Consider the following 18900-nt stretch of genomic DNA (forward strand, 5'->3'; position numbering starts at 1 on the left):
CTCTACCGGGAGCGCCGCCTGCTGTCAGCCTTTCTTTGCCTTGACGGGCGGACCGTCGCTCAGGGTGAAGCTCATGATCGGGCAGCGCTGGCCACGCACGATCACCGTGCCGAACTTATCGAGCGTGTCGATCCCGCGCGTTTCGAAGCCCACCGCATTGGCGAAAGGCAGGTCGAAGCAATTGCCCATCAGCTTCGCATAATACCAGCGGCGATGCTGGTCCTGGACATACAGGCCGTGCGAGCCGTCCGCCTGCCAGTTCCAGACCCCGCCATGATTGACGAAGGGGATCGAGGCTTCCGCGGGGACAGGTTGCCGGGCCGCCGCCATCGGCGCGGCGGATGCCATCGCCCCCGTCAACAGCAGCGGCGCGGCGAGAAAGGCGATCATTGTCTTCATGGTTCGTCTCCATCTTCCAGAGAGCAGAACCCCCAATTGCTCTATCCTTATCACGCCAAGATAGAGCGCCGACCGCCCGGCCGGGAGGCCGATGCGACACTTTAAGACAAATTAGTGGCCCGAACGCCGCTCGACAAAATGCCGGCGGCAGAGCGCGACATAGCGGTCATTGCCGCCGATTTCGGTCTGCTCCCCCTCGCGGATCGGATGCCCCTCCCCATCGACGCGCAGGTTCATCGTTGCCTTCCGTCCGCACTCGCAGATCGTCTTGATCTCCGTCAACGTGTCGGCAACGCCCAGCAGCGCGGCGCTGCCCTCGAACAATTGCCCCTGAAAATCCGTGCGGATGCCATAGCAGAGGATGGGAATGCCCAGTCGATCGCATATCGCGGCGAGTTGCCAGACCTGCGCCATATTCAGGAACTGCGCCTCATCGACCAGCACGCAGGACAAAGGAGTCTGGGCATGCTGGGCGGCGATACCCGCGAACATATCGGTCCCCGCATCGAACAGATGCGCCTCCGCCTCCAGCCCGATGCGCGAAACGATCAGGCCGTGACCGTAGCGGTCATCGACGGCGGCGGTCCAGAGCATGGTTTCCATGCCGCGTTCGCGATAGTTGAAGCTGGATTGCAGCAGGATCGTCGATTTCCCCGCATTCATCGAGCTATAATAGAAATAGAGCTTGGCCATCAGCGTGCCATGGGCGCGATCTGCTTGAGGAAACGCACCAGCGCGTCGGCCAGCGCGATGCGCTTGTCGGAAAAGCTGTGGTCGGTCGGCCAGACCATCAGGCGCGTGTCGGGATTGGCGGATTGCGCATCGGCCGTGACCTTGCGCGCCATGGCGCCAATGCCCCGCTCCGCGCCGATGATGGTGAGCGGACGGCGGCCATAGCCGACGAGCTGACGGCCCAGGTCGAATTTCTCGCCATTGGCGCGGATTTCGCCGGTCAGGCTTTCATAGGTGGCGCCCTTGAGCGGCGGGAGGTCGCCTGCCACCTCTTCCTTCCAGCCCGCCTCGCCTTGCGGGGTGGAGAGGGCGGCAACGGTCTCCGCCGGGTCCCAGGGGTCGATCAGGAACAGGCCCGCGACATGGGGTTCGGCGGCGGCGACATCGGCGGCCATGAAGCCGCCCATGCTGTGCCCGGCAATAACGATGGCGCTGGTATCGATGCGATATCGGGCGACATTGGCCGATCGCTGGAGGAATTGCAGCGCGTTCCATGCATCTTCCGAGGCATGGGTGAAGGAAAAGCTGCCGGGACTGCCCCAACTGCCGCGATAATGGAGCGTCAGCACATTCCACCCGGCGCGGCGCGCCGCCTGCGCGAGGTCCAGATTCTGCTCGTTGCCGGGGAAGCCGTGGAGCAACAGCAGTGTCGGGTGCAGGCCCGAACCGGCGGCGGTGTAGAATAGCGCATTCAGCGCGCCGTCTTCCGACGGGATGACGAAGGCGCTCATGCCTGCGGGATAGGCCGCATCGGGGGCGGGATCGCTGATGACGGCGGGATGGATCGCCGCTTCCTTCGCGGACAGCGGCGACGCGAACGCCAAAGCTGCGGCCCCGAAAATGCCGATCCTTGTCATGCCCCCTGCCCCTTTCGCTTCGCCTGCGGGAAAGACGCTGTTAGCCGGGCCGCGCCGTTCCGTCGACGGGGTTACTCTTCCTCTTCGGGCTTTTCCAGATCGCGGGCGACCTTGGGATCGCGCAGCAGCCTGTCGATATGGCTGCCCTCATCGAAGCTCTCATCGGCCAGGAATTTAAGTCTCGCGGCATATTTGAGGCGTATGCGGGTCGCGACCTCACGCTGGAGATAGGCCGTGTTGGTGCGCAGCGCCTTGATCACCGCCCCTTCGTCCTGCCCCAGCAGCGATTTCACGAACACGGTTGCGTGGCGCAGGTCGGGCGACATGCGCACTTCGGTGATGCTGACCACATGACTGGTCAGCACATCGTCATGCACGTCGCCGCGCTGGAGGATGTCGGACAGGACATGGCGCACCTGTTCGCCCACGCGAAGCAGACGGACAGAAGGGCCTTCATTTTGTTGAGCCATAGCCAAAAAATCTCCCCTCCCCCCGGAGTGATTTCGAAGCAGGCAGCATCATCTGCTGACTCGAAAATCACAAAAACAAATCTCCGGGAGGGCGGGTTTTCCTACATTATAGCGTGCGGGCGCGTTCCTCGACCTCGAACAGTTCGAGCGTATCGCCGACCTTGATGTCGTTGGTGTCCTGCAACACCGCACCGCACTCCATGCCGGCGCGGACTTCGGACACATCGTCCTTGAAGCGGCGCAGCGAGGCGATGTTGGTGCGCGACACGATGACATCGTCGCGGGTAAGGCGCGCCGACAGACCCTTGCGGATGATGCCGTCGAGGACGAGCAGACCGGCCGCCTTGTCCTTCTTGCCCGCCGGGAACACCTGAAGCACCTCGGCACGGCCGACGATGGTTTCGATGCGCTCGGGAGCCAGCTGGCCCGCCATTTCGCCGCGAACCTCTTCGAGCAGGTCGTAGATCACGTCATAATAGCGCAGCGAGATCTTCTCGCGCTCCGCCAACTGACGCGCCTTGGCATTGGGACGCACGTTGAAGCCGATCAGCGGCGCGCGGCTGGCAGCGGCCAGCGTGACGTCGCTTTCGGTGATCGCGCCGACGCCCGAATGCAGGATGCGGACCTTGATCTCGTCGGTCGAGATGCGGTTGAGCGACGACACGATGGCCTCGACCGAACCCTGCACGTCGCCCTTCACCACCACCGGATATTCGATGACCTTGGTGTTGAGCGCCGAGAACATATGTTCGAAGCTGGTCGGGGCGGCCGTGGTGCGCTTCTTGGTCGCCTGTTCCTGACGATAGGCAGCGACTTCGCGGGCGCGGGCTTCATTCTCGACGACGGTAAGCTGGTCGCCCGCCATCGGCACGCCGGACAGACCCAGCACCTCGACCGGGGTCGAGGGACCGGCGGTCTTCACCTGCTGACCCTTGTCGTTGATCATCGCGCGGACCTTGCCGCTTTCCGAACCGATGACGAAGGTATCGCCGATCTTCAGCGTACCCTTGCGCACGAGCACGGTCGCGACCGCGCCGCGGCCCTTGTCGAGCTGCGCCTCGATCACATTGCCTTCGGCAGCGCGATCGGGGTTGGCGGTCAGTTCGAGCAGTTCGGCCTGGAGCAGGATCTTCTCGAGCAGTTCGTCAAGGCCGGTCTTCTTGAGCGCCGAAACCTCCACATCCTGGACGTCGCCGCCCATGTCCTCGACCACGACCTCTTCGCTCAGCAGGCGCTCGCGCACCTTCTGCGGATTGGCTTCCGGCTTATCGCACTTGTTGATCGCGACGATCATCGGGACGCCTGCCGCCTTGGTATGGTTGATGGCTTCGATGGTCTGCGGCATCAGGCCGTCGTCCGCCGCCACCACCAAGATGACGATGTCGGTGACATTGGCACCGCGGGCGCGCATTTCCGAGAAAGCCTCGTGACCGGGCGTATCGAGGAAGGTGATGAGATCACCGCCCTTGGTCTTGATCTGATAGGCACCGATATGCTGGGTAATGCCGCCGCTTTCGCCCGACACCACATTGGTGCCGCGCAGCGCGTCGAGCAGCGAGGTCTTGCCGTGGTCGACATGGCCCATGATGGTCACGACCGGGGCGCGGGCCTTGAGCGTTTCGGGCGCGTCAACCTCACCCTCCATGCCGATTTCGACGTCGGCGTCCGACACGCGCTGGATGCGGTGGCCGAATTCCTCGACCAGCAGTTCAGCCGTATCCTGATCGATCGCCTGGTTGAGCGTGACAGCGGTGCCCATCTTGAACAGGGCCTTCACCAGATCCGCGCCCTTTTCGGCCATGCGGTTGGCAAGTTCCTGAACGGTGATGCTTTCCGGCACGACCACGTCGCGCGACTGCTTCTCGCGCGGCTGGGCGCCGCCCGAATAATGGGCGCGGCGTTCCTTCTCGCGGGCGCGCTTCAGTGCGGCGAGGCTGCGGGCGCGGGCGCTGTCGTCATCCGACAGGGCACGGGTGACGGTCAGCTTGCCGGCCTGGCGGCGATTGTCGTCGCCGCGCTTGGCGCGGTCGGGCTTGGCAGGCTCCGGGCGCTTGACCGGCGCGACCGGCGTGAAGCGGCGCGGCGGTGGCATGGTCGAAGAACTGGTGGTCGTCGCAGCGGGCTTCTGCTCGGCAGCGGCGGGCGCGGCTTCGGCCGGAGCGGCAGCGGCGCGCGCAGCCGGTTCCTCGACAGGCGCAGGCGCGGCGGGCGCCTTGGCAGCCTCCTCGGCGGCCTTGGCGGCTTCCTCTGCCTGACGCGCGGCATCCGCGTCGGCAGCTTCGGCGGCGAGACGGTTTTCCTCGGCGCGGCGCTTTTCTTCTTCGCTCGCGGCAAGACGCTGGGCGTCCTCACGGCGGCGCGCATCTTCCAGCGCGGCCATGCGGGCTTCCTCAGCCTCGCGCAGCAGCTTGGCCTGCAATTCCTGACGCGACATCAGGCTCTGCGGCGGCGCCTGACGCACCGGGGCGGGCTGTGGCGCGCGGGGCTGCTGCGGCGCAGGCGCGGGTGCCGGCGCTTCGGCGCGGGGTGCGGGCGCGGGATCGGCCTGCGGTTCAGGCGCAGCGTGGCCGGCTTCGCCCGGCTTGCCCAGGATACGGCGCCGCTTCACCTCAACCACGACCGTATTCTTACGGCCATGGCTGAACTGCTGCTGCACCTGACCGGACTCGACCGTGCGCTTGATCCCCAGCGGCTTGCGGCCCAGAACCGGCTTGTCTTCCTTGCTGTCACTCATACGACTGAACTATACCCTTCACTTCAACTCCGGCCGGTAAGGCCCGCCGGCGCCTCATTCCAAAAGCTGCCTCAGACGCCCAGCGCACCAGCGGAGTCCTGCTCCCCATGCACCGGCGCCCCGTTAGCGCAACCCAGATAGCTTTCCAAGCGGCTGATGGCCGCACGCAGACGCGACGCCGCACGCGAGTCGGTCACTGCGATATGGACGACATTATCCCGCCCCATTGCCATAGATAGGGCGTGTCGGTCCACAGGCAAGACGATGCCTGCCAAATCCGTGCCTTCGGCTTCCTGTCCGACGCGCAATGCCTGGTCCAGCTTGCGGTTGCCGTCAGCGGCCGCATCGGCGGCGTGGAGCAGCAGCGTGACATCGCCCTTGCGGCAGGCGACGTCGATCTTTTCCGAACCGGTGAGCACCAGGGAAGCCTTCGCCTCCAGCCCGAGCCGGTCGAGCAAAGCCTTGCGCAAACCGTCCTCGATCAGTTCGGGCAGGTTGTCCGGAATTTGCAGCTCGCCGGTCTTGAACGCGCGGGCGAGCGCGCCCTTGAGCTTGCCCTTGGCGAGCGCCTGTTCGACTTCGCCGCGTGATACGCCGATCCAGGCGCCGCGACCGGGTGCCTTGGCGCGGATGTCGGGAAGGACTTCGCCATTCGGACCGCAAGCAAGACGGACCAGCATGTCCGGGTCGGCGCGGTCGCCCGACAGGATGCATTTGCGTTCGGTCATGCCCGTGCCTCCCTTATGGGAGCGGCCACGCCGATCTTCGCGCTGTGGGAGAGCGTCAGCCTCTCATCGGGAAGTGACCGCAGCATTGGCGTCCTCCCCAGGCTTGGGTGCAGGCGCACGGTCAGCAATGAGCTGACCGGCCGCGCCGTAATTTTCCGTCGAAATTTCGAAAATCACCACCTGCACGGCAGAGGCCGGCTTCCCCAGCCGCTCGACGAGCGACTGGGTGACGTCGGCGACGATGGCCGCCTTCTGCTCGCGGGTGGCGTTTCCGGCCAGACGGATGTCGACAAAGGGCATATCGGCTTACGCTTCCTCGCCTTCAAACCAGTGGGCGCGGGCGGCCATGATGATCTCATTGCCCTGCTCTTCGTTGAGGCCATATTCGGCGAGAATCCCGCCCTTGTCCTCATTGCTCTCATTGCGGCGGCGGCGCTGGTCGACCCGCTTCTTGGCGATCAGCTCGTCGGTGGCGAGGTCGGCCAGATCGTCCAGCGTCTTCACGCCCGCCTTGCCCAGCGTCACCAGCATGGCTTCGGTGAGGTGCGGCATGTCCGCCAGAGCATCCTCGACGCCCAGCGCCTGACGCTCTTCGCGCGCGGCGGCTTCGCGGCGATCCAGCGCTTCCTGCGCGCGGCTTTGCAGCTCCTGCGCCAACTCCTCGTCAAAGCCTTCGATGGCGGCCAGTTCGTCGATACCGACATAGGCCACTTCCTCCAGCTCACCAAAGCCTTCGGCTACCAGCAGCTGCGAGAGGGTCTCGTCCACATCCAGTTCGTTCTGGAACATTTCGGAGCGGGCGACGAATTCCTTCTGACGCTTCTCGGACGCGTCGGCCTCGGTCATGATGTCGATGGCCTTGCCGGTCAGCTGCGAGGCGAGACGGACATTCTGGCCGCGACGACCGATGGCGAGCGACAGCTGATCGTCGGGGACGACGACCTCAATGCGCTCTTCTTCCTCGTCGATGACGACGCGGGCGACCTGCGCGGGCTGGAGCGCGTTGACGACGAAGGTCGCCGTGTCCTCGCTCCAGGGGATGATGTCGATCTTCTCGCCCTGCATTTCCTGCACGACGGCCTGCACGCGGCTGCCCTTCATGCCGACGCAGGCGCCCACCGGATCGATGCTCGAATCGCGGCTGATGACGCCGATCTTGGCGCGGCTGCCCGGATCGCGAGCGGCGGCCTTGATCTCGATCACGCCGTCGTAGATTTCGGGCACTTCCTGCGCGAAGAGCTTCTTCATGAACTCGGGATGCGCGCGGCTGAGGAAAATCTGCGGACCGCGATTTTCGCGGCGCACGTTCAGGATCACCGAGCGAATGCGGTCGCCGACGCGAACCACTTCGCGGGGGATCTGCTGGTCACGGCGGATGACGCCCTCGGCGCGGCCCAGGTTCACCACGACATGGCCGAATTCGACGGACTTCACGACGCCGGTGATGATCTCACCCACGCGGTCCTTGAATTCCTCATGCTGGCGCTCGCGCTCGGCGTCCCGGACCTTCTGGAAGATCACCTGCTTGGCCGACTGGGCGTCGATGCGGCCCAGATCGATCGGGGGCAGCGGGTCGACGATGAAGTCGCCGATCACGGCGTCCTTCTTCAGCTTCTGCGCCTGACGCAGATCGACCTGCTTGAAATAATCGTCGACCGCCTCGACCACTTCGACGACGCGCCACAGGCGCAGGTCGCCGGTGTCCGGGTCCAACTTCGCGCGAATGTCGTTTTCGGCGCCGTAGCGCGCACGGGCGGCGCGCTGGATCGCATCTTCCATCGCCTCGATGACGATCGCCTTGTCGATCATCTTCTCGCTGGCGACGCTGTTGGCAATCGCGAGCAGCTCGGCCTTGTTGGCGGAAATGGCGTTGGCCATGATCGTTGAACCCTTATTCTTCGGTTTCGAACTCATCCGCCCCATCGGAGGAGAGCGGCATACTAGCAGCAATCAGTGCGTCGGTCAGTATCAGCTTGGCGTCGCCAACCAGCGCAAAGGGGATGACCACGTCACCGGCCTTGGCGTCGGTGAACAAAATATTTTCGCCTTCAATGCCGTTCAGCACGCCCCGGAAGCTCTTGCGGCCGGACACGGTTTCTGTGGCGGCGATCTTCGCCTCATGCCCCGCCCATTCGAGGAAATCGGTGAGGCGGGTCAGCGGACGATCGATGCCCGGCGAACTCACTTCCAGGCGATAGGCCTCCTCGATCGGGTCGGCTTCGTCCAGCACATCCGACAGGCGGCGGGAGATGGCGGCGCAATCCTCGATGACGAGTTGCTTCGTTTCGGGCCGTTCAGCCATGATCTGAAGCGTATATTCGTCACCCGACCCGAACAGCTTGATGCGCACGAGGGCGAAGCCCAAGGCCTTCACCTCCGGTTCGATCAGGGCTGTCAGTTCGGCGATGTCCGCCATGGAGTCTCCAAAAAACAAAATATGCAGCTTCGTTGTTGCCGCAGGCGTTCCGCCCGCGACCCTGACATGTTTGACGATGTAAGGAAGCAAGGGCGATATAGGCGCGATGCGCCCGCGCTGCAACATTATTTGTGACGAGGTGTTTTACGTGCCGACGAGAGGGGATGCCATGCGCCAATTCGCCCTGATTGCCTTGCCTTTGGTGCTGACCGCCTGTTCGGCGGATCATGCCGTGGGGCAGAACAGTGCCTCGACGGGCAAGCCGTTCAAGACGTCGGTGATCGCCGATTTCGATTCTCCCTGGGCTATGACCTTCCTGCCCGATGGACGAATGCTGATCACCGAAAAGGCGGGCGAGATGATCCTGTTCGATCCGGGGAACGGGACGAAAATCCCGGTGGCGGGGATTCCGGGGGTCGACAGCGAAGGCCAGGGCGCGCTGATGGATGTGGTGCCGGCGCCCGACTTCGCGCAAACCAAGAGGATTTATTTCAGCTTTTCCGAAGCCGGTCGGGGCGGCAAGGGCGTGGCGCTGGCCATGGGCGCCTTCCATCAGGCCAGCGACGGCACGACCCGGCTGGACGGGGTTAAGGTGATCTTCCGCGCATCGCCCTATGTCGACGGCAATGGTCATTATTCCGGCCGCATCGCCTTTTCGCCGGATGGCAAATATCTGTTCTTCACCAATGGCGAGCGGCAGAAATTCGATCCGGCGCAGGACCCCAAATCAACCCTTGGCAAGGTGTTGCGGCTTAATCTGGACGGGACACCGGCTGCGGGCAATCCGCTGGCGGCCAAGGGATTCCATCCGGCGATCTGGTCCTATGGCCATCGCAATCTGCTGGGAATCGCCTTCGACAAGGATGGGCGGCTATGGGAGCAGGAAATGGGGCCGAAGGGCGGAGATGAGGTCAATCTCATCAAACCGGGCCTCAACTATGGCTACCCCCTTGCCTCCAATGGCAGCCATTATGACGGGCGCGACATTCCCGATCACAAGCCGGGAGACGGATTCGAGGCGCCCAAACTCTGGTGGAACCCGGTGATCTCGCCGAGCGGGCTTGCCTATTATTCCGGCGACCTGTTCCCGCAGTGGAAGAACTCGCTGTTCATCGGCGGGCTGTCGAGCAAGGCGTTGGTGCGGGTGACGCTGAATGGCGAGAATGCCGCCAAGGCCGACCAGTGGGATATGGGCGCGCGAATCCGGGAGGTGGAGCAAGGACCGGATGGCGCGCTCTGGCTGCTGGAAGATGGCGGGCAAGGGTCGCAGGGTCGGTTGTTGAAGCTGACGCCTGCGGCATGACATACATAGCGGTCATCCCACCGCAGGGATGACGGCAAGAAAACGGGGCCAATCCGGCCCCGTTCCTCTTACACCAACCGGCTTTGCTTGACGGCCGCTTCGATGAAGCTGGCGAACAGCGGATGCGGGTCGAAAGGCTTGGACTTGAGTTCCGGGTGGAACTGCACGCCCACGAACCAGGGGTGGTCGGGCCGCTCGACGATCTCCGGCAGCGTGCCGTCCGGCGACATGCCCGAGAAGATCAGGCCGCCCTTCTCCAGCGGCTCGCGATAACCGGCGTTGACTTCATAGCGATGGCGGTGCCGTTCGCTGATGTCGGTCGCATTGTAGATGCCCGCGACGACGCTGTTGCCGGTGAGTTTGGCCGGATAGGCGCCCAGACGCATGGTGCCGCCCAGATCGGTTTCGGCGGTGCGCTTTTGCAGACCCTCCTTGCTCATCCATTCGGTGATGAGGCCGACGACCGGCTCGCTGGTTTCGCCGAACTCGGTGGTCGAGGCGTTCGCGATCCCCGCCGTGTTCCGCGCCCCCTCGATACAGGCCATCTGCATGCCGAGGCAGATGCCGAAGAAGGGCACGTTGCGCTCACGGGCGAACCTGACCGAAGCGATCTTGCCCTCCGACCCGCGTACGCCGAAGCCTCCGGGGACCAGAATGCCGTGCATCGGTTCAAGGCTGGCGGCGAGATCCTCGCCCTTCTCGAACAGCTCAGCGTCGATCCACTTGATGTTGACCTTCACCCGATTGGCAAGGCCACCGTGATGCAGCGCCTCATGCAGCGACTTATAGGCGTCGAGCAGGCCGACATATTTGCCGACCACGCCGATGGTGACTTCGCCCTCGGGATTTTGCTGGCGATCCATGATGTCGTCCCAGCGGTCCAGCTTGGGCGCGGGCGCATTGGTGATACCGAAGGCGTTGAGCACTTCGTCGTCCAGCCCCTCGGCATGATATTGCTGGGGGACGGCATAGATGCTGCTGGCGTCGAGCGCCGGGATCACCGCTTCAGGGCGAACGTTGCAGAACAGCGCGATCTTCTTGCGCTCGCTCTCCGGCAGCGGATGTTCGCAGCGGCAGAGCAGGATATCGGGCTGAATGCCCAGCGAGGTCAACTCGCGCACGCTATGCTGGGTCGGCTTGGTCTTCAGCTCGCCCGCCGCGGCGATATAGGGGACCAGCGTCACATGGACGAAGATCGACTGGCCGCGATCCAGATCGTTATGAAGCTGGCGGATCGCCTCCATGAAGGGCAGCGATTCGATATCGCCCACCGTGCCGCCGATTTCGCACAGCACGAAGTCGAGATCGTCCGTGTCGGCGGTGGCGAACGCCTTGATCTCGTCGGTGACATGCGGGATCACCTGAACCGTCGCACCCAGATAATCGCCGCGCCGTTCGCGCTGGATGATGGTCTGGTAGACCCGGCCCTGCGTCACATTGTCCGACTGCCGCGCCGACACGCCGGTGAAGCGCTCATAATGGCCAAGGTCGAGGTCGGTTTCAGCCCCGTCATCGGTCACATAGACTTCGCCGTGCTGATACGGGCTCATCGTGCCCGGATCGACGTTGAGATAGGGATCGAATTTCCGAATGCGCACACGGAAACCTCGCGCCTGCAACAGAGCTGCAAGCGAAGCGGCCATCAGGCCCTTGCCAAGCGAGGAGACCACGCCGCCGGTGATGAAAATATACCGCGCCATGGGAGGAGAGGCTTAGCCTTTTACAAACGAGTTGGGCAAGCGCGCGAATCCACGCGCGAGCAAAAAAAGTCGAATTGAGCGTTCAGTCGCCTAGTTGGCGAGCGGAACCGCGCCATTGGAGGGGGTACCGCCCGGCGTACCCGCCGGCGGATTATTGCCCGTCGCCGGGGCCGGAGCCGACGCCGGCGCGCTGGGGGCCTGCTTCACCAGCGAGGTATCGATGTCGCTCGGACGATGCTGGACCGAGGCGATCACCGCCAGCACGATCGACAGCGACACGAACACCGTCGCCAGAATCGTGGTCGAACGCGTCAGAAAATCCGCCGCGCCGCGCGCCGACATGAACCCCGCCGGGCTGCCGCCGACGCCCAGGCCGCCGCCTTCCGACTTCTGCATCAGGATGACGGTGACAAGCAGAGCGGCAACAATGGCCTGCACGACGAGGATGAAGGTGAACATGGCTAGCGAATGGTCCGGTAAAGGGTGCGTTGCCGCGCACATAGCGACGATAGCGCGCGGGGGCAACCGCCCGCCTTCGCCAAGCGTCGCTCAGGCGAGGGCAGGACGCATGTCCCGACTTCGCCTGAAACGCCAGGATGGGCCTGAAACGCAAGGATGGGCCCGAAACGCAAGGATGGGCCTGAAACGAAAGGATGGGGCCTGAAACGAAAAGAGTGGCCCTAACCGAAAACAGGGCCGTTTTCAGGCGGCCGCCGCAATCACCGGGGCGAATTTTGCTGCCGTCAGGCTCGCGCCGCCGACCAGACCGCCATCGACATCGACAATCGCCATCAGTTCGGCGGCATTGTCGCCGTTCATCGACCCGCCATAGAGGATTCGCATCCCGTCGGCCTCTGCCCCGATCCGGCTCGCCAGCGCGGCGCGCAGCGCGGCGTGCATTGCCGCGACCGCCTCCATGGTCGGGATTCGGCCCGTGCCGATCGCCCAGATCGGTTCATAGGCAATCGCCAGCCAATCGGCCGCCGCGCCCTCCGGCAGAGACGCCAGCAATTGTTCCGACACCACCGCCTCGGCATTGCCCGCGTCGCGGACGTCGAGGCTTTCGCCGACGCAGAGAATGACCTTCAGGCCCGCAGCCTTCGCCGCCAGCGCCTTGGCGGCGATGTCGGCATCGCTTTCGCCCTGATCCTGCCGCCGCTCGCTATGGCCGACAATGGTCCAGCTTGCGCCCGCTTCCGCCAGCATCGTCGCGGACAGGCAGCCGGTATGCGCGCCGCTGTCCTTCATATGGCAATCCTGCGCCCCCACAAAGACCGCGCCCTTCACGCCGTCCGCCGCCGCGATCAAGGTCGCGGGCAGGCACAGCCCAACCTCGGCCGCCGCATGATCGCGGGCAAGCGCGCCAATCGCCTCGACCTCGCCCAGTTGGGCCCGCAAGCCGTTCATCTTCCAGTTACCGACAACCAGCTTTCGCCTGCTCATCCGCTGTTCCCCTTGTGATAGTGGCCCGCCCATTTGGACGAACTGTCGAGTTGTTCGAGCCGATGAACGGCGCTCGGCCATTTGTCCAGCCTTGCGCCCCTTGCCCGCGCGACGATCCGCCCTTAAAGCGGGCCGCCATCAAAGCCGCATTACGGACTTTCCTCCATGCTTTCAGTCTTTCGCCGTTTCATCCACTCCAAATTCGGCGCCTTCGCGGCCCTGATCTTCCTTGGGATCGTCGCCGCCGCCTTCATCATGGGGGATATTACCAGCGGCAAGTTCGGCACGACGCTGGGCGCCGGGGAAACCGCGGCGAAGGCGGGCGGATCGCGGTTGACCGTGACGGAGCTTCAGGACCGGGTACAGCGCGTGTTCGAAAATGCGCGCCGTTCCAATCCGGGACTGCAAATCGCTGATTTTCTGGCGCAGGGCGGCGCGGCGCAGGTCTATGACCAGCTGGTCGCATCGCTGACGCTGAAGGAATATGCGAACGATCAGAAAATCCATATCTCCAAGCGGCTCGTCGATGCCCAGATCGCGCAGATTCCCGCCTTTCAGGATGCGGCCGGCAATTTCAGCCAGGACAATTTCCGCCAGTTGCTGATGCGCGAACGGATCACCGAGCAGGCGCTGCGCGACGACTTCAGCCGCGAAATATTGGAACGGCAGATGCTGAGCCCCCTGGGCCTGGGCGTGAAGCTGGGCGATTCCCTGGTGCTGCCCTATGCCTCGTTGCTGCTGGAAGCGCGTCAGGGCACCATCGCGGCCATCCCGGCCAGCGCGTTCAAGGACATCAAGGACCCGACCGACGCGCAGCTCAATGCATTCTACAAGGCCAATGCCGGGCGCTACACCATCCCGGAACAACGCCGCATCCGCTACGCGGTGATCGACGTGGAGCGCTTCGCCCAGGCCGCGCAGCCCACCGACGCAGAGATCGCCGCCTATTATAATCAGAACAAGGCCGTCTATGCCGCCAGGGACAGCCGCAGCTTCGAACAGTTGATCCTGCCGACCGAAGCGGGCGCCAAGGCGATGGCCGATCAGGTCAAGGGTGGAAAGTCGCTCGCCGCCGCCGCGCAGGGTGCTGGCCTTTCCGTCTCGCAGCTTACCGACGAAAGCCGGGAGGCGCTGACCGCTGCCACGTCCGCCGCCGTCGCCAATGCAGGCTTTGCCGCGAAGCAGGGCGAACTGGTCGGCCCGACGCGCGGTTCGCTGGGCTGGGTGCTGCTGCGCGTCACGGCGGTCAAGACGACCCCTGCCCGCGCCCTGGACGCCGTGCGCGGCGAAATCGTCGCCACGCTGCGGACGCAGAAGGAAAAGAAGCTGCTCAGCGACTTCACCGGCAAGATCGAGGATCAGATCGCCAATGGCGGCAGCTTCGAGGAAGTGGTGAAGGATAATGGGCTCAAGCTCGAAACCACGCCCTTCCTCGTGTCCTCCGGCAAGCAGGTTGAGGATGACGCCGATCAGGTTTCGCCCGACGTGAAGCCGCTGCTGGCCCCCGTCTTCGCGATGAGCCAGGATGACGATGCGCAACTGATCCCCATCGCCGCCGACAAGCGCTATGCGCTCACCGCGCCCGGCGACATCCAGGCCGCCGCGCCGCCGCCGCTCGCCAAGATCAAGGCGCTGGTGGTGATGCAGTACAAGCTGGCCCAGGGCAATGAGAAGGCGAAGGCGCTGGCCGAACAGATCCGCGCCAAGGTCGCCAAGGGCGCGAAGCTGTCCGACGCGATCGCCGCCGCCGGTATCCCGCTGCCCGCGCCGCAGGTGGTGGGCGGCCGTCGCGCCGACCTGATGCGCGACGGGCAGCGCCCGCCGGCGGAAGTCGCCATGCTCTTTTCCATGGCCGCAGGGAGCGTGAAGACGCTGCCGGTGGGTCAGGATCGCGGTTATTTCGTGGTGCAGCTGAACGGCATCAAACATGGTGACGCGGCCAGCGACAAGGCGCTGCTCAATCAGGTCCGCGACCAGTTGAGCGATGTCGTCGGCCAGGAATATGGCCAGCAGTTCGAACGCGCGGTCGAGAAGGATATGGGCGTCAAGCGCAACGCGAATGCCGTCGCCAGCGTCCAGCGCGCGCTCGCCAGCACCAATAGCGGCGGTCAGTAAGATGGTCGCGGGGGGATCGGCCGCGATGGACGGCATCGACAGCGCGCGCAAGGCACTGGCGGCGGGACAGTCCGCGCTGGTGTGGCGGCGCCAGATCGCCGACACCGACACGCCGATTTCCGCCGCGCTCAAATTGTTCGAAGCCGATCGCGGCGATTTCCTGCTGGAATCGGTCGAGGGCGGCGCGGTCCGGGGACGCTACAGCCTGATCGGCCTCGCCCCCGACCTCGTGTTCCGGGCGCAGGGCCAGAGGGCCGAGATCAACCGGCAATGGGCGACCGACCGGGAGGCGTTTCAGCCGGAAAGCGTGAATGCGCTCGACGCGCTGCGGGCGCTGGTGGCGGAATGCCGGGCGGAGCTCGATCCGGCGTTGCCCGCCGCCCTGGCCTGTCTGGTCGGCTATTTCGGCTATGAGACGGTCGGACTGGTCGAAAAGCTGCCGCGCCCCGCCGAAAATCCGATTGCCCTGCCCGACATGCTGTTCGTGCGGCCAACCGTGATCCTGGTTTTCGACCGGCTGGCCGACGCGCTCTATCTGGTCGCGCCGGTGTGGAAAGACGGTTTCACCGATGCCGACCGCGCCATCGACCAGGCGCTGGAGCGAATCGACGGCGTTGCCGCGCGACTGGCGGCGGCCCTCCCCGCGCAGATCGCCGCCGCCGACATTGCCGATGTCGATGTGACGCCGGTGCTGGAACCGGGCCGCTATGCCGCGATGGTCAACAAGGCAAAGGACTATATCGTCGCGGGCGACATCTTTCAGGTGGTACTGGCCCAACGCTTCACCAGCCCCTTCACCCTGCCCCCGATTGCGCTCTATCGCGCGCTGCGGCGGATCAATCCCTCCCCCTTCCTTTATTATCTGGACCTGCCGGGCTTCGCGCTGATTGGGTCCAGCCCGGAAATCCTGGTCCGCGCCCGCGACGGCGAAGTCACCATCCGCCCCATCGCCGGCACCCGCCCGCGCGGCCGGAACGCAGTCGAGGACGCCGCCAACCGTGAAAGCCTGCTCGCCGATCCCAAGGAACGGGCGGAACATCTGATGCTGCTCGACCTCGGCCGCAACGATGTGGGCCGGGTCGCGGCGGCGGGCACCGTCACCGTAACGGACAGCTATACGGTCGAATTTTACAGCCACGTCATGCACATCGTCTCGAACGTGGTCGGGCGGCTGGCACCGGGCAAGGATGCGCTGGACGCCCTTTTCGCGGGCTTCCCGGCAGGCACCGTTTCCGGCGCGCCCAAGGTCCGCGCCTGCGAAATCATCGCGGAGCTGGAACCGGAAACGCGCGGCGCCTATGCCGGCGGCGTCGGCTATTTCGGGCCGGACGGGAATATGGACAGCTGCATCGTCCTGCGCACCGCGGTCCTGAAGGACGGCGTCATGCACATGCAGGCCGGCGCCGGCATCGTCGCCGATTCGACCCCCGAATATGAGCAGCGCGAATGCGAGGCGAAAAGCGGCGCGCTGGTCGCCGCCGCGCGCGAAGCGGTCGCACTGGCACGCGAATCGGGCTTCGGCCAGTAAAGGTCAGTCGGCGGTCGTCGGATCGATCGTCGCCCGGACCTGCACGATGCTGTTGGCGGGGAAGCCCGCCATTTCCGCATGCTGGCGAATCAGAGCCTCGCTGGGCGCGCGATAGACGCAATAAATCTTGTCGTCCGTCACATAGCTGTGAACCCATTGAATATCCGGCCCAAGCTGGCGCAGGACCGTGCAGGACCCCTGCGACGCGCTCTTGAACTGCTCGCCCGACAACTGGCCGACACCCGGCATGTCCCGTTCGATCACGAATTGCGGCATGACATCCTCCCCATCTCGAAGGCGGGCGGAGTGTACGCCTTTCGCGATCCCGGTTCGAGAGGCGATATCACATGCCTTAGCCGCGCCAGGCCGCCTCCAAAAGTTCCGACGTCACCGGATAGCCAAGGTGGCTGGGGATGCAGAGACGCCGCTCTCCATCCCTCTCCTCGATCCAGGGAGTCACCTTCTCGACCGGGACGGACAGCGCATGAGCGGCGAGATCGTCATAGCAGGGAAACTGCGCCAGCCGTTCCAGATTGCGCCGCGTCGGAAAGATGATCTGGCCTTCCCCCCGCTCGCATCGTGCCAGCGTGTCCGCCGCGCCGCTCCAGAAGAGGCGCACATTTTCGGTTTCATCGACGCTTGCCGCCTGCCCTTCCGGCGCGCGTGCCAGATAGAAACGGGTGTCATACACGCGCTTCACCTGATCGAAACTTGAAGGGTGCCAGCGCGCGAACGGCACCAGCGCATCCAGCGCGATCTCCAGCCCATGGACGCTCAGCACGTCTCCGAAACCCGAGCCCGCGGCCAAAGCCCGCCGCATGGCGACGATCCGATCCGCTTCGACAGGACGTTTGAAGGCGATGGCAAGGCCGCTTTCCTCCAGCGTCTCACGAATGGCGGCAATGCGGGCCGCCGCTTCGTCCAGGGCCAGGCCGCTGCCGATCGCCGCCGCCAGTTCGCGGTCGTCCGCATCCACCGCCCCGCCGGGAAATACCAACGCGCCCGCAGCGAAAGCCATGCTCGACGCCCGTTCCATCATCAGGATTTCCGGCGCGGCATCGTGGCGATCGCGCAGAATCACCACGGTCGCTGCAGCGCGAGCCTGGATCGCATTGTCTGTCATGAAACCGCCATAGGCATGGACATCGCCAGCGGTAAAGTCCCTTCAGGCCAATCCCATGGAGGAATTGGTGGAGCCGAGGGGGATCGAACCCCTGACCTCGTCATTGCGAACGACGCGCTCTCCCAGCTGAGCTACGGCCCCGAAGGAGCGCTGCCTATAAGCGAGCGATTGCGCCCGCGCAACGGTCTTTTTGCGCAAAACCACAATTCCTCGCTGCGTTGCGGCCCCTCGGCTGGAACAAGGACAAAGCAGGAACGTTGATGTCGCGCAACAACTGGAACGATGCGTGTCCCCGCTCATTGGTGCGACGACGGGGCAGTCCATGCACCGTGGAAAGGATAATCAAAGGAGAAGGACCATGGCTTACCAAGGCGGGCGCCGCTATGGCGACAATGACCGCATCTACAGCGATTGGGATCGCGGATCGGACCGTTACCGGATGTTGCGCGGCCATCGATATGGCGCCGGGATGCGGAGACCCGCAAGCGGCCCGGATTTCCAGCATTACCCCGAAGGCTACGATCCGGATATGCGCGGCTTCTTCGACCGGGCGGGGGATGAGATCCGAAGCTGGTTCGGCGATCATGACGCCGAAGTGCGCCGCGAATATGATGAATATTATAACCGCCCCTATGGCGATCCGCGCGATGAAAGCAGTCGCGTCGGCTTCGCCTCCGCCTCCAGCAGCAACCGCTATCTGCCCAACAGCGGCTATGCGCCGTTCACCGGCGAACGCAGCGGCTATGGCAGCGAGGATCATGGCTCGGCCATCCGCTCCTATGGCCCGGTGCATGATTATGGCGGGCATCACGACGCCAACTATTATCTCTGGCGGCAGGACCGGATCGCGGAACTGGACCGCGACTATGCCGCATATCAACGCGAAAATCGCGAACGCTTCAACCGGGAGTTCGGCGATTGGCGCAGTCGGCGCGGCGATCAGCGCAGGGCCATGGCGCAGGTGCGCGAAAATATGGAAGTGGTCGGGGCCGATGGCCTGCATGTCGGCACCGTCGATGCGCTGCGCGAGGATCGCATCATCTTGACGAGAAACGATCCCGATGCGGGCGGGATGCACCATTCCATCCCCTGCTTCTGGATCAAATCGGTCGATGCCCGCCTTGTGACATTGGAAAAGACGGCCGCGGAAGCCCATGCCGCCTGGTATGTCGAAAGCGGTCAACATGCCCACCGCCGCGGCGATGCCGGCTGGGGGATGGAGGATCGGAGCCGGGAGGATCGCGGCAGCCTCAACGCGCCCGACGACCAGGGCCGTCCGCATTAGAACCAGGCTCTCATGGGGTGTCTGAGCATGTTGAGGGCAGCATATGCCCTGAAATAACCGGGGCGCG

18 protein-coding genes and 1 tRNA gene are annotated in these 18900 nt (G+C 64.5%); 4 read left to right on the plus strand and 15 right to left on the minus strand.

The genetic code is table 11. From position 1 onward, the window contains the following. Positions 1-24 precede the first annotated feature (24 nt). The 9 genes from F7P65_RS03885 to rimP form a co-directional block, all read right to left on the minus strand. On the minus strand, positions 25-399 hold the full coding sequence (locus F7P65_RS03885) for a DUF6491 family protein (protein WP_240334186.1): 375 nt from the start codon (positions 397-399) through the stop codon (positions 25-27). Between the two features lie 111 nt (positions 400-510). Continuing rightward, the gene (locus tag F7P65_RS03890; protein WP_150290436.1) at positions 511-1092 is read right to left on the minus strand and encodes a thymidine kinase; all 582 of its coding nucleotides are present in this window, start codon (positions 1090-1092) and stop codon (positions 511-513) included. Further along, on the minus strand, positions 1092-1988 hold the full coding sequence (locus F7P65_RS03895) for an alpha/beta hydrolase (RefSeq protein ID WP_150290437.1): 897 nt from the start codon (positions 1986-1988) through the stop codon (positions 1092-1094). Before F7P65_RS03895 ends, F7P65_RS03890 begins: the two co-directional genes overlap by 1 nt. Positions 1989-2059: 71 nt before the next feature. Continuing rightward, entirely contained in the window at positions 2060-2458 is a 399-nt protein-coding gene (gene rbfA, locus F7P65_RS03900) for a 30S ribosome-binding factor RbfA (RefSeq protein WP_150290438.1), read from the minus strand. Between the two features lie 106 nt (positions 2459-2564). Next, positions 2565-5192: a translation initiation factor IF-2 gene (gene infB, locus F7P65_RS03905; protein WP_150290439.1), complete on the minus strand. Its 2628-nt coding sequence runs from the start codon at positions 5190-5192 to the stop codon at positions 2565-2567. A gap of 71 nt (positions 5193-5263) precedes the next feature. Next, positions 5264-5920, minus strand: a complete 657-nt coding sequence (locus F7P65_RS03910; protein WP_150290440.1) for a DUF448 domain-containing protein — start codon at positions 5918-5920, stop codon at positions 5264-5266. Between the two features lie 63 nt (positions 5921-5983). Continuing rightward, positions 5984-6220 carry a tautomerase family protein gene (locus F7P65_RS03915; RefSeq protein WP_150290441.1) on the minus strand — a complete coding sequence of 79 codons (237 nt, stop codon included), beginning with the start codon at positions 6218-6220 and terminating at the stop codon, positions 5984-5986. A gap of 6 nt (positions 6221-6226) precedes the next feature. Then, positions 6227-7798 carry a transcription termination factor NusA gene (gene nusA / locus F7P65_RS03920; protein ID WP_150290473.1) on the minus strand — a complete coding sequence of 524 codons (1572 nt, stop codon included), beginning with the start codon at positions 7796-7798 and terminating at the stop codon, positions 6227-6229. Positions 7799-7811: 13 nt separating this feature from the next. After that, on the minus strand, positions 7812-8336 hold the full coding sequence (rimP, locus tag F7P65_RS03925; protein ID WP_150290442.1) for a ribosome maturation protein RimP: 525 nt from the start codon (positions 8334-8336) through the stop codon (positions 7812-7814). A gap of 169 nt (positions 8337-8505) precedes the next feature. On the opposite strand from rimP, the gene F7P65_RS03930 reads away from it, so the two are divergent. Beyond that, entirely contained in the window at positions 8506-9639 is a 1134-nt protein-coding gene (locus F7P65_RS03930; protein ID WP_150290443.1) for a PQQ-dependent sugar dehydrogenase, read from the plus strand. A gap of 68 nt (positions 9640-9707) precedes the next feature. On the opposite strand, the gene F7P65_RS03935 is transcribed toward F7P65_RS03930, so the two are convergent. The 3 genes from F7P65_RS03935 to tpiA form a co-directional block, all read right to left on the minus strand. Continuing rightward, on the minus strand, positions 9708-11339 hold the full coding sequence (locus F7P65_RS03935; protein WP_150290444.1) for a CTP synthase: 1632 nt from the start codon (positions 11337-11339) through the stop codon (positions 9708-9710). 90 nt (positions 11340-11429) lie between these two features. After that, entirely contained in the window at positions 11430-11798 is a 369-nt protein-coding gene (gene secG / locus F7P65_RS03940) for a preprotein translocase subunit SecG (RefSeq protein WP_150290445.1), read from the minus strand. 243 nt (positions 11799-12041) lie between these two features. Continuing rightward, complete coding sequence (gene tpiA, locus F7P65_RS03945; protein ID WP_150290446.1) at positions 12042-12782, minus strand: triose-phosphate isomerase; 741 nt, start codon at positions 12780-12782, stop codon at positions 12042-12044. A gap of 165 nt (positions 12783-12947) precedes the next feature. Here tpiA and F7P65_RS03950 point away from each other — a divergent pair, with 165 nt between their 5' ends. Then, complete coding sequence (locus tag F7P65_RS03950) at positions 12948-14897, plus strand: peptidylprolyl isomerase (RefSeq protein ID WP_150290447.1); 1950 nt, start codon at positions 12948-12950, stop codon at positions 14895-14897. 25 nt (positions 14898-14922) lie between these two features. Further along, positions 14923-16425 carry an anthranilate synthase component I gene (trpE, locus tag F7P65_RS03955; RefSeq protein WP_150290474.1) on the plus strand — a complete coding sequence of 501 codons (1503 nt, stop codon included), beginning with the start codon at positions 14923-14925 and terminating at the stop codon, positions 16423-16425. 3 nt (positions 16426-16428) lie between these two features. On the opposite strand, the gene F7P65_RS03960 is transcribed toward trpE, so the two are convergent. From F7P65_RS03960 to F7P65_RS03970, 3 genes are all read right to left on the minus strand, one after another. Further along, entirely contained in the window at positions 16429-16701 is a 273-nt protein-coding gene (locus tag F7P65_RS03960) for a DUF4242 domain-containing protein (protein ID WP_150290448.1), read from the minus strand. 76 nt (positions 16702-16777) lie between these two features. Next, positions 16778-17548, minus strand: coding sequence for an NUDIX hydrolase (locus F7P65_RS03965; RefSeq protein ID WP_150290449.1), 771 nt, complete (start codon positions 17546-17548; stop codon positions 16778-16780). 65 nt (positions 17549-17613) lie between these two features. Continuing rightward, positions 17614-17689 (minus strand) — tRNA-Ala (locus tag F7P65_RS03970). Positions 17690-17906: 217 nt separating this feature from the next. Between F7P65_RS03970 and F7P65_RS03975 the strand changes: the two genes are divergently transcribed. Further along, positions 17907-18833, plus strand: coding sequence for a DUF2171 domain-containing protein (locus tag F7P65_RS03975; RefSeq protein ID WP_150290450.1), 927 nt, complete (start codon positions 17907-17909; stop codon positions 18831-18833). Positions 18834-18900: the final 67 nt, after the last annotated feature.

Origin of the sequence: Sphingobium estronivorans (assembly GCF_008692605.1) — a bacterium.
GTDB lineage: Bacteria > Pseudomonadota > Alphaproteobacteria > Sphingomonadales > Sphingomonadaceae > Sphingobium > Sphingobium estronivorans.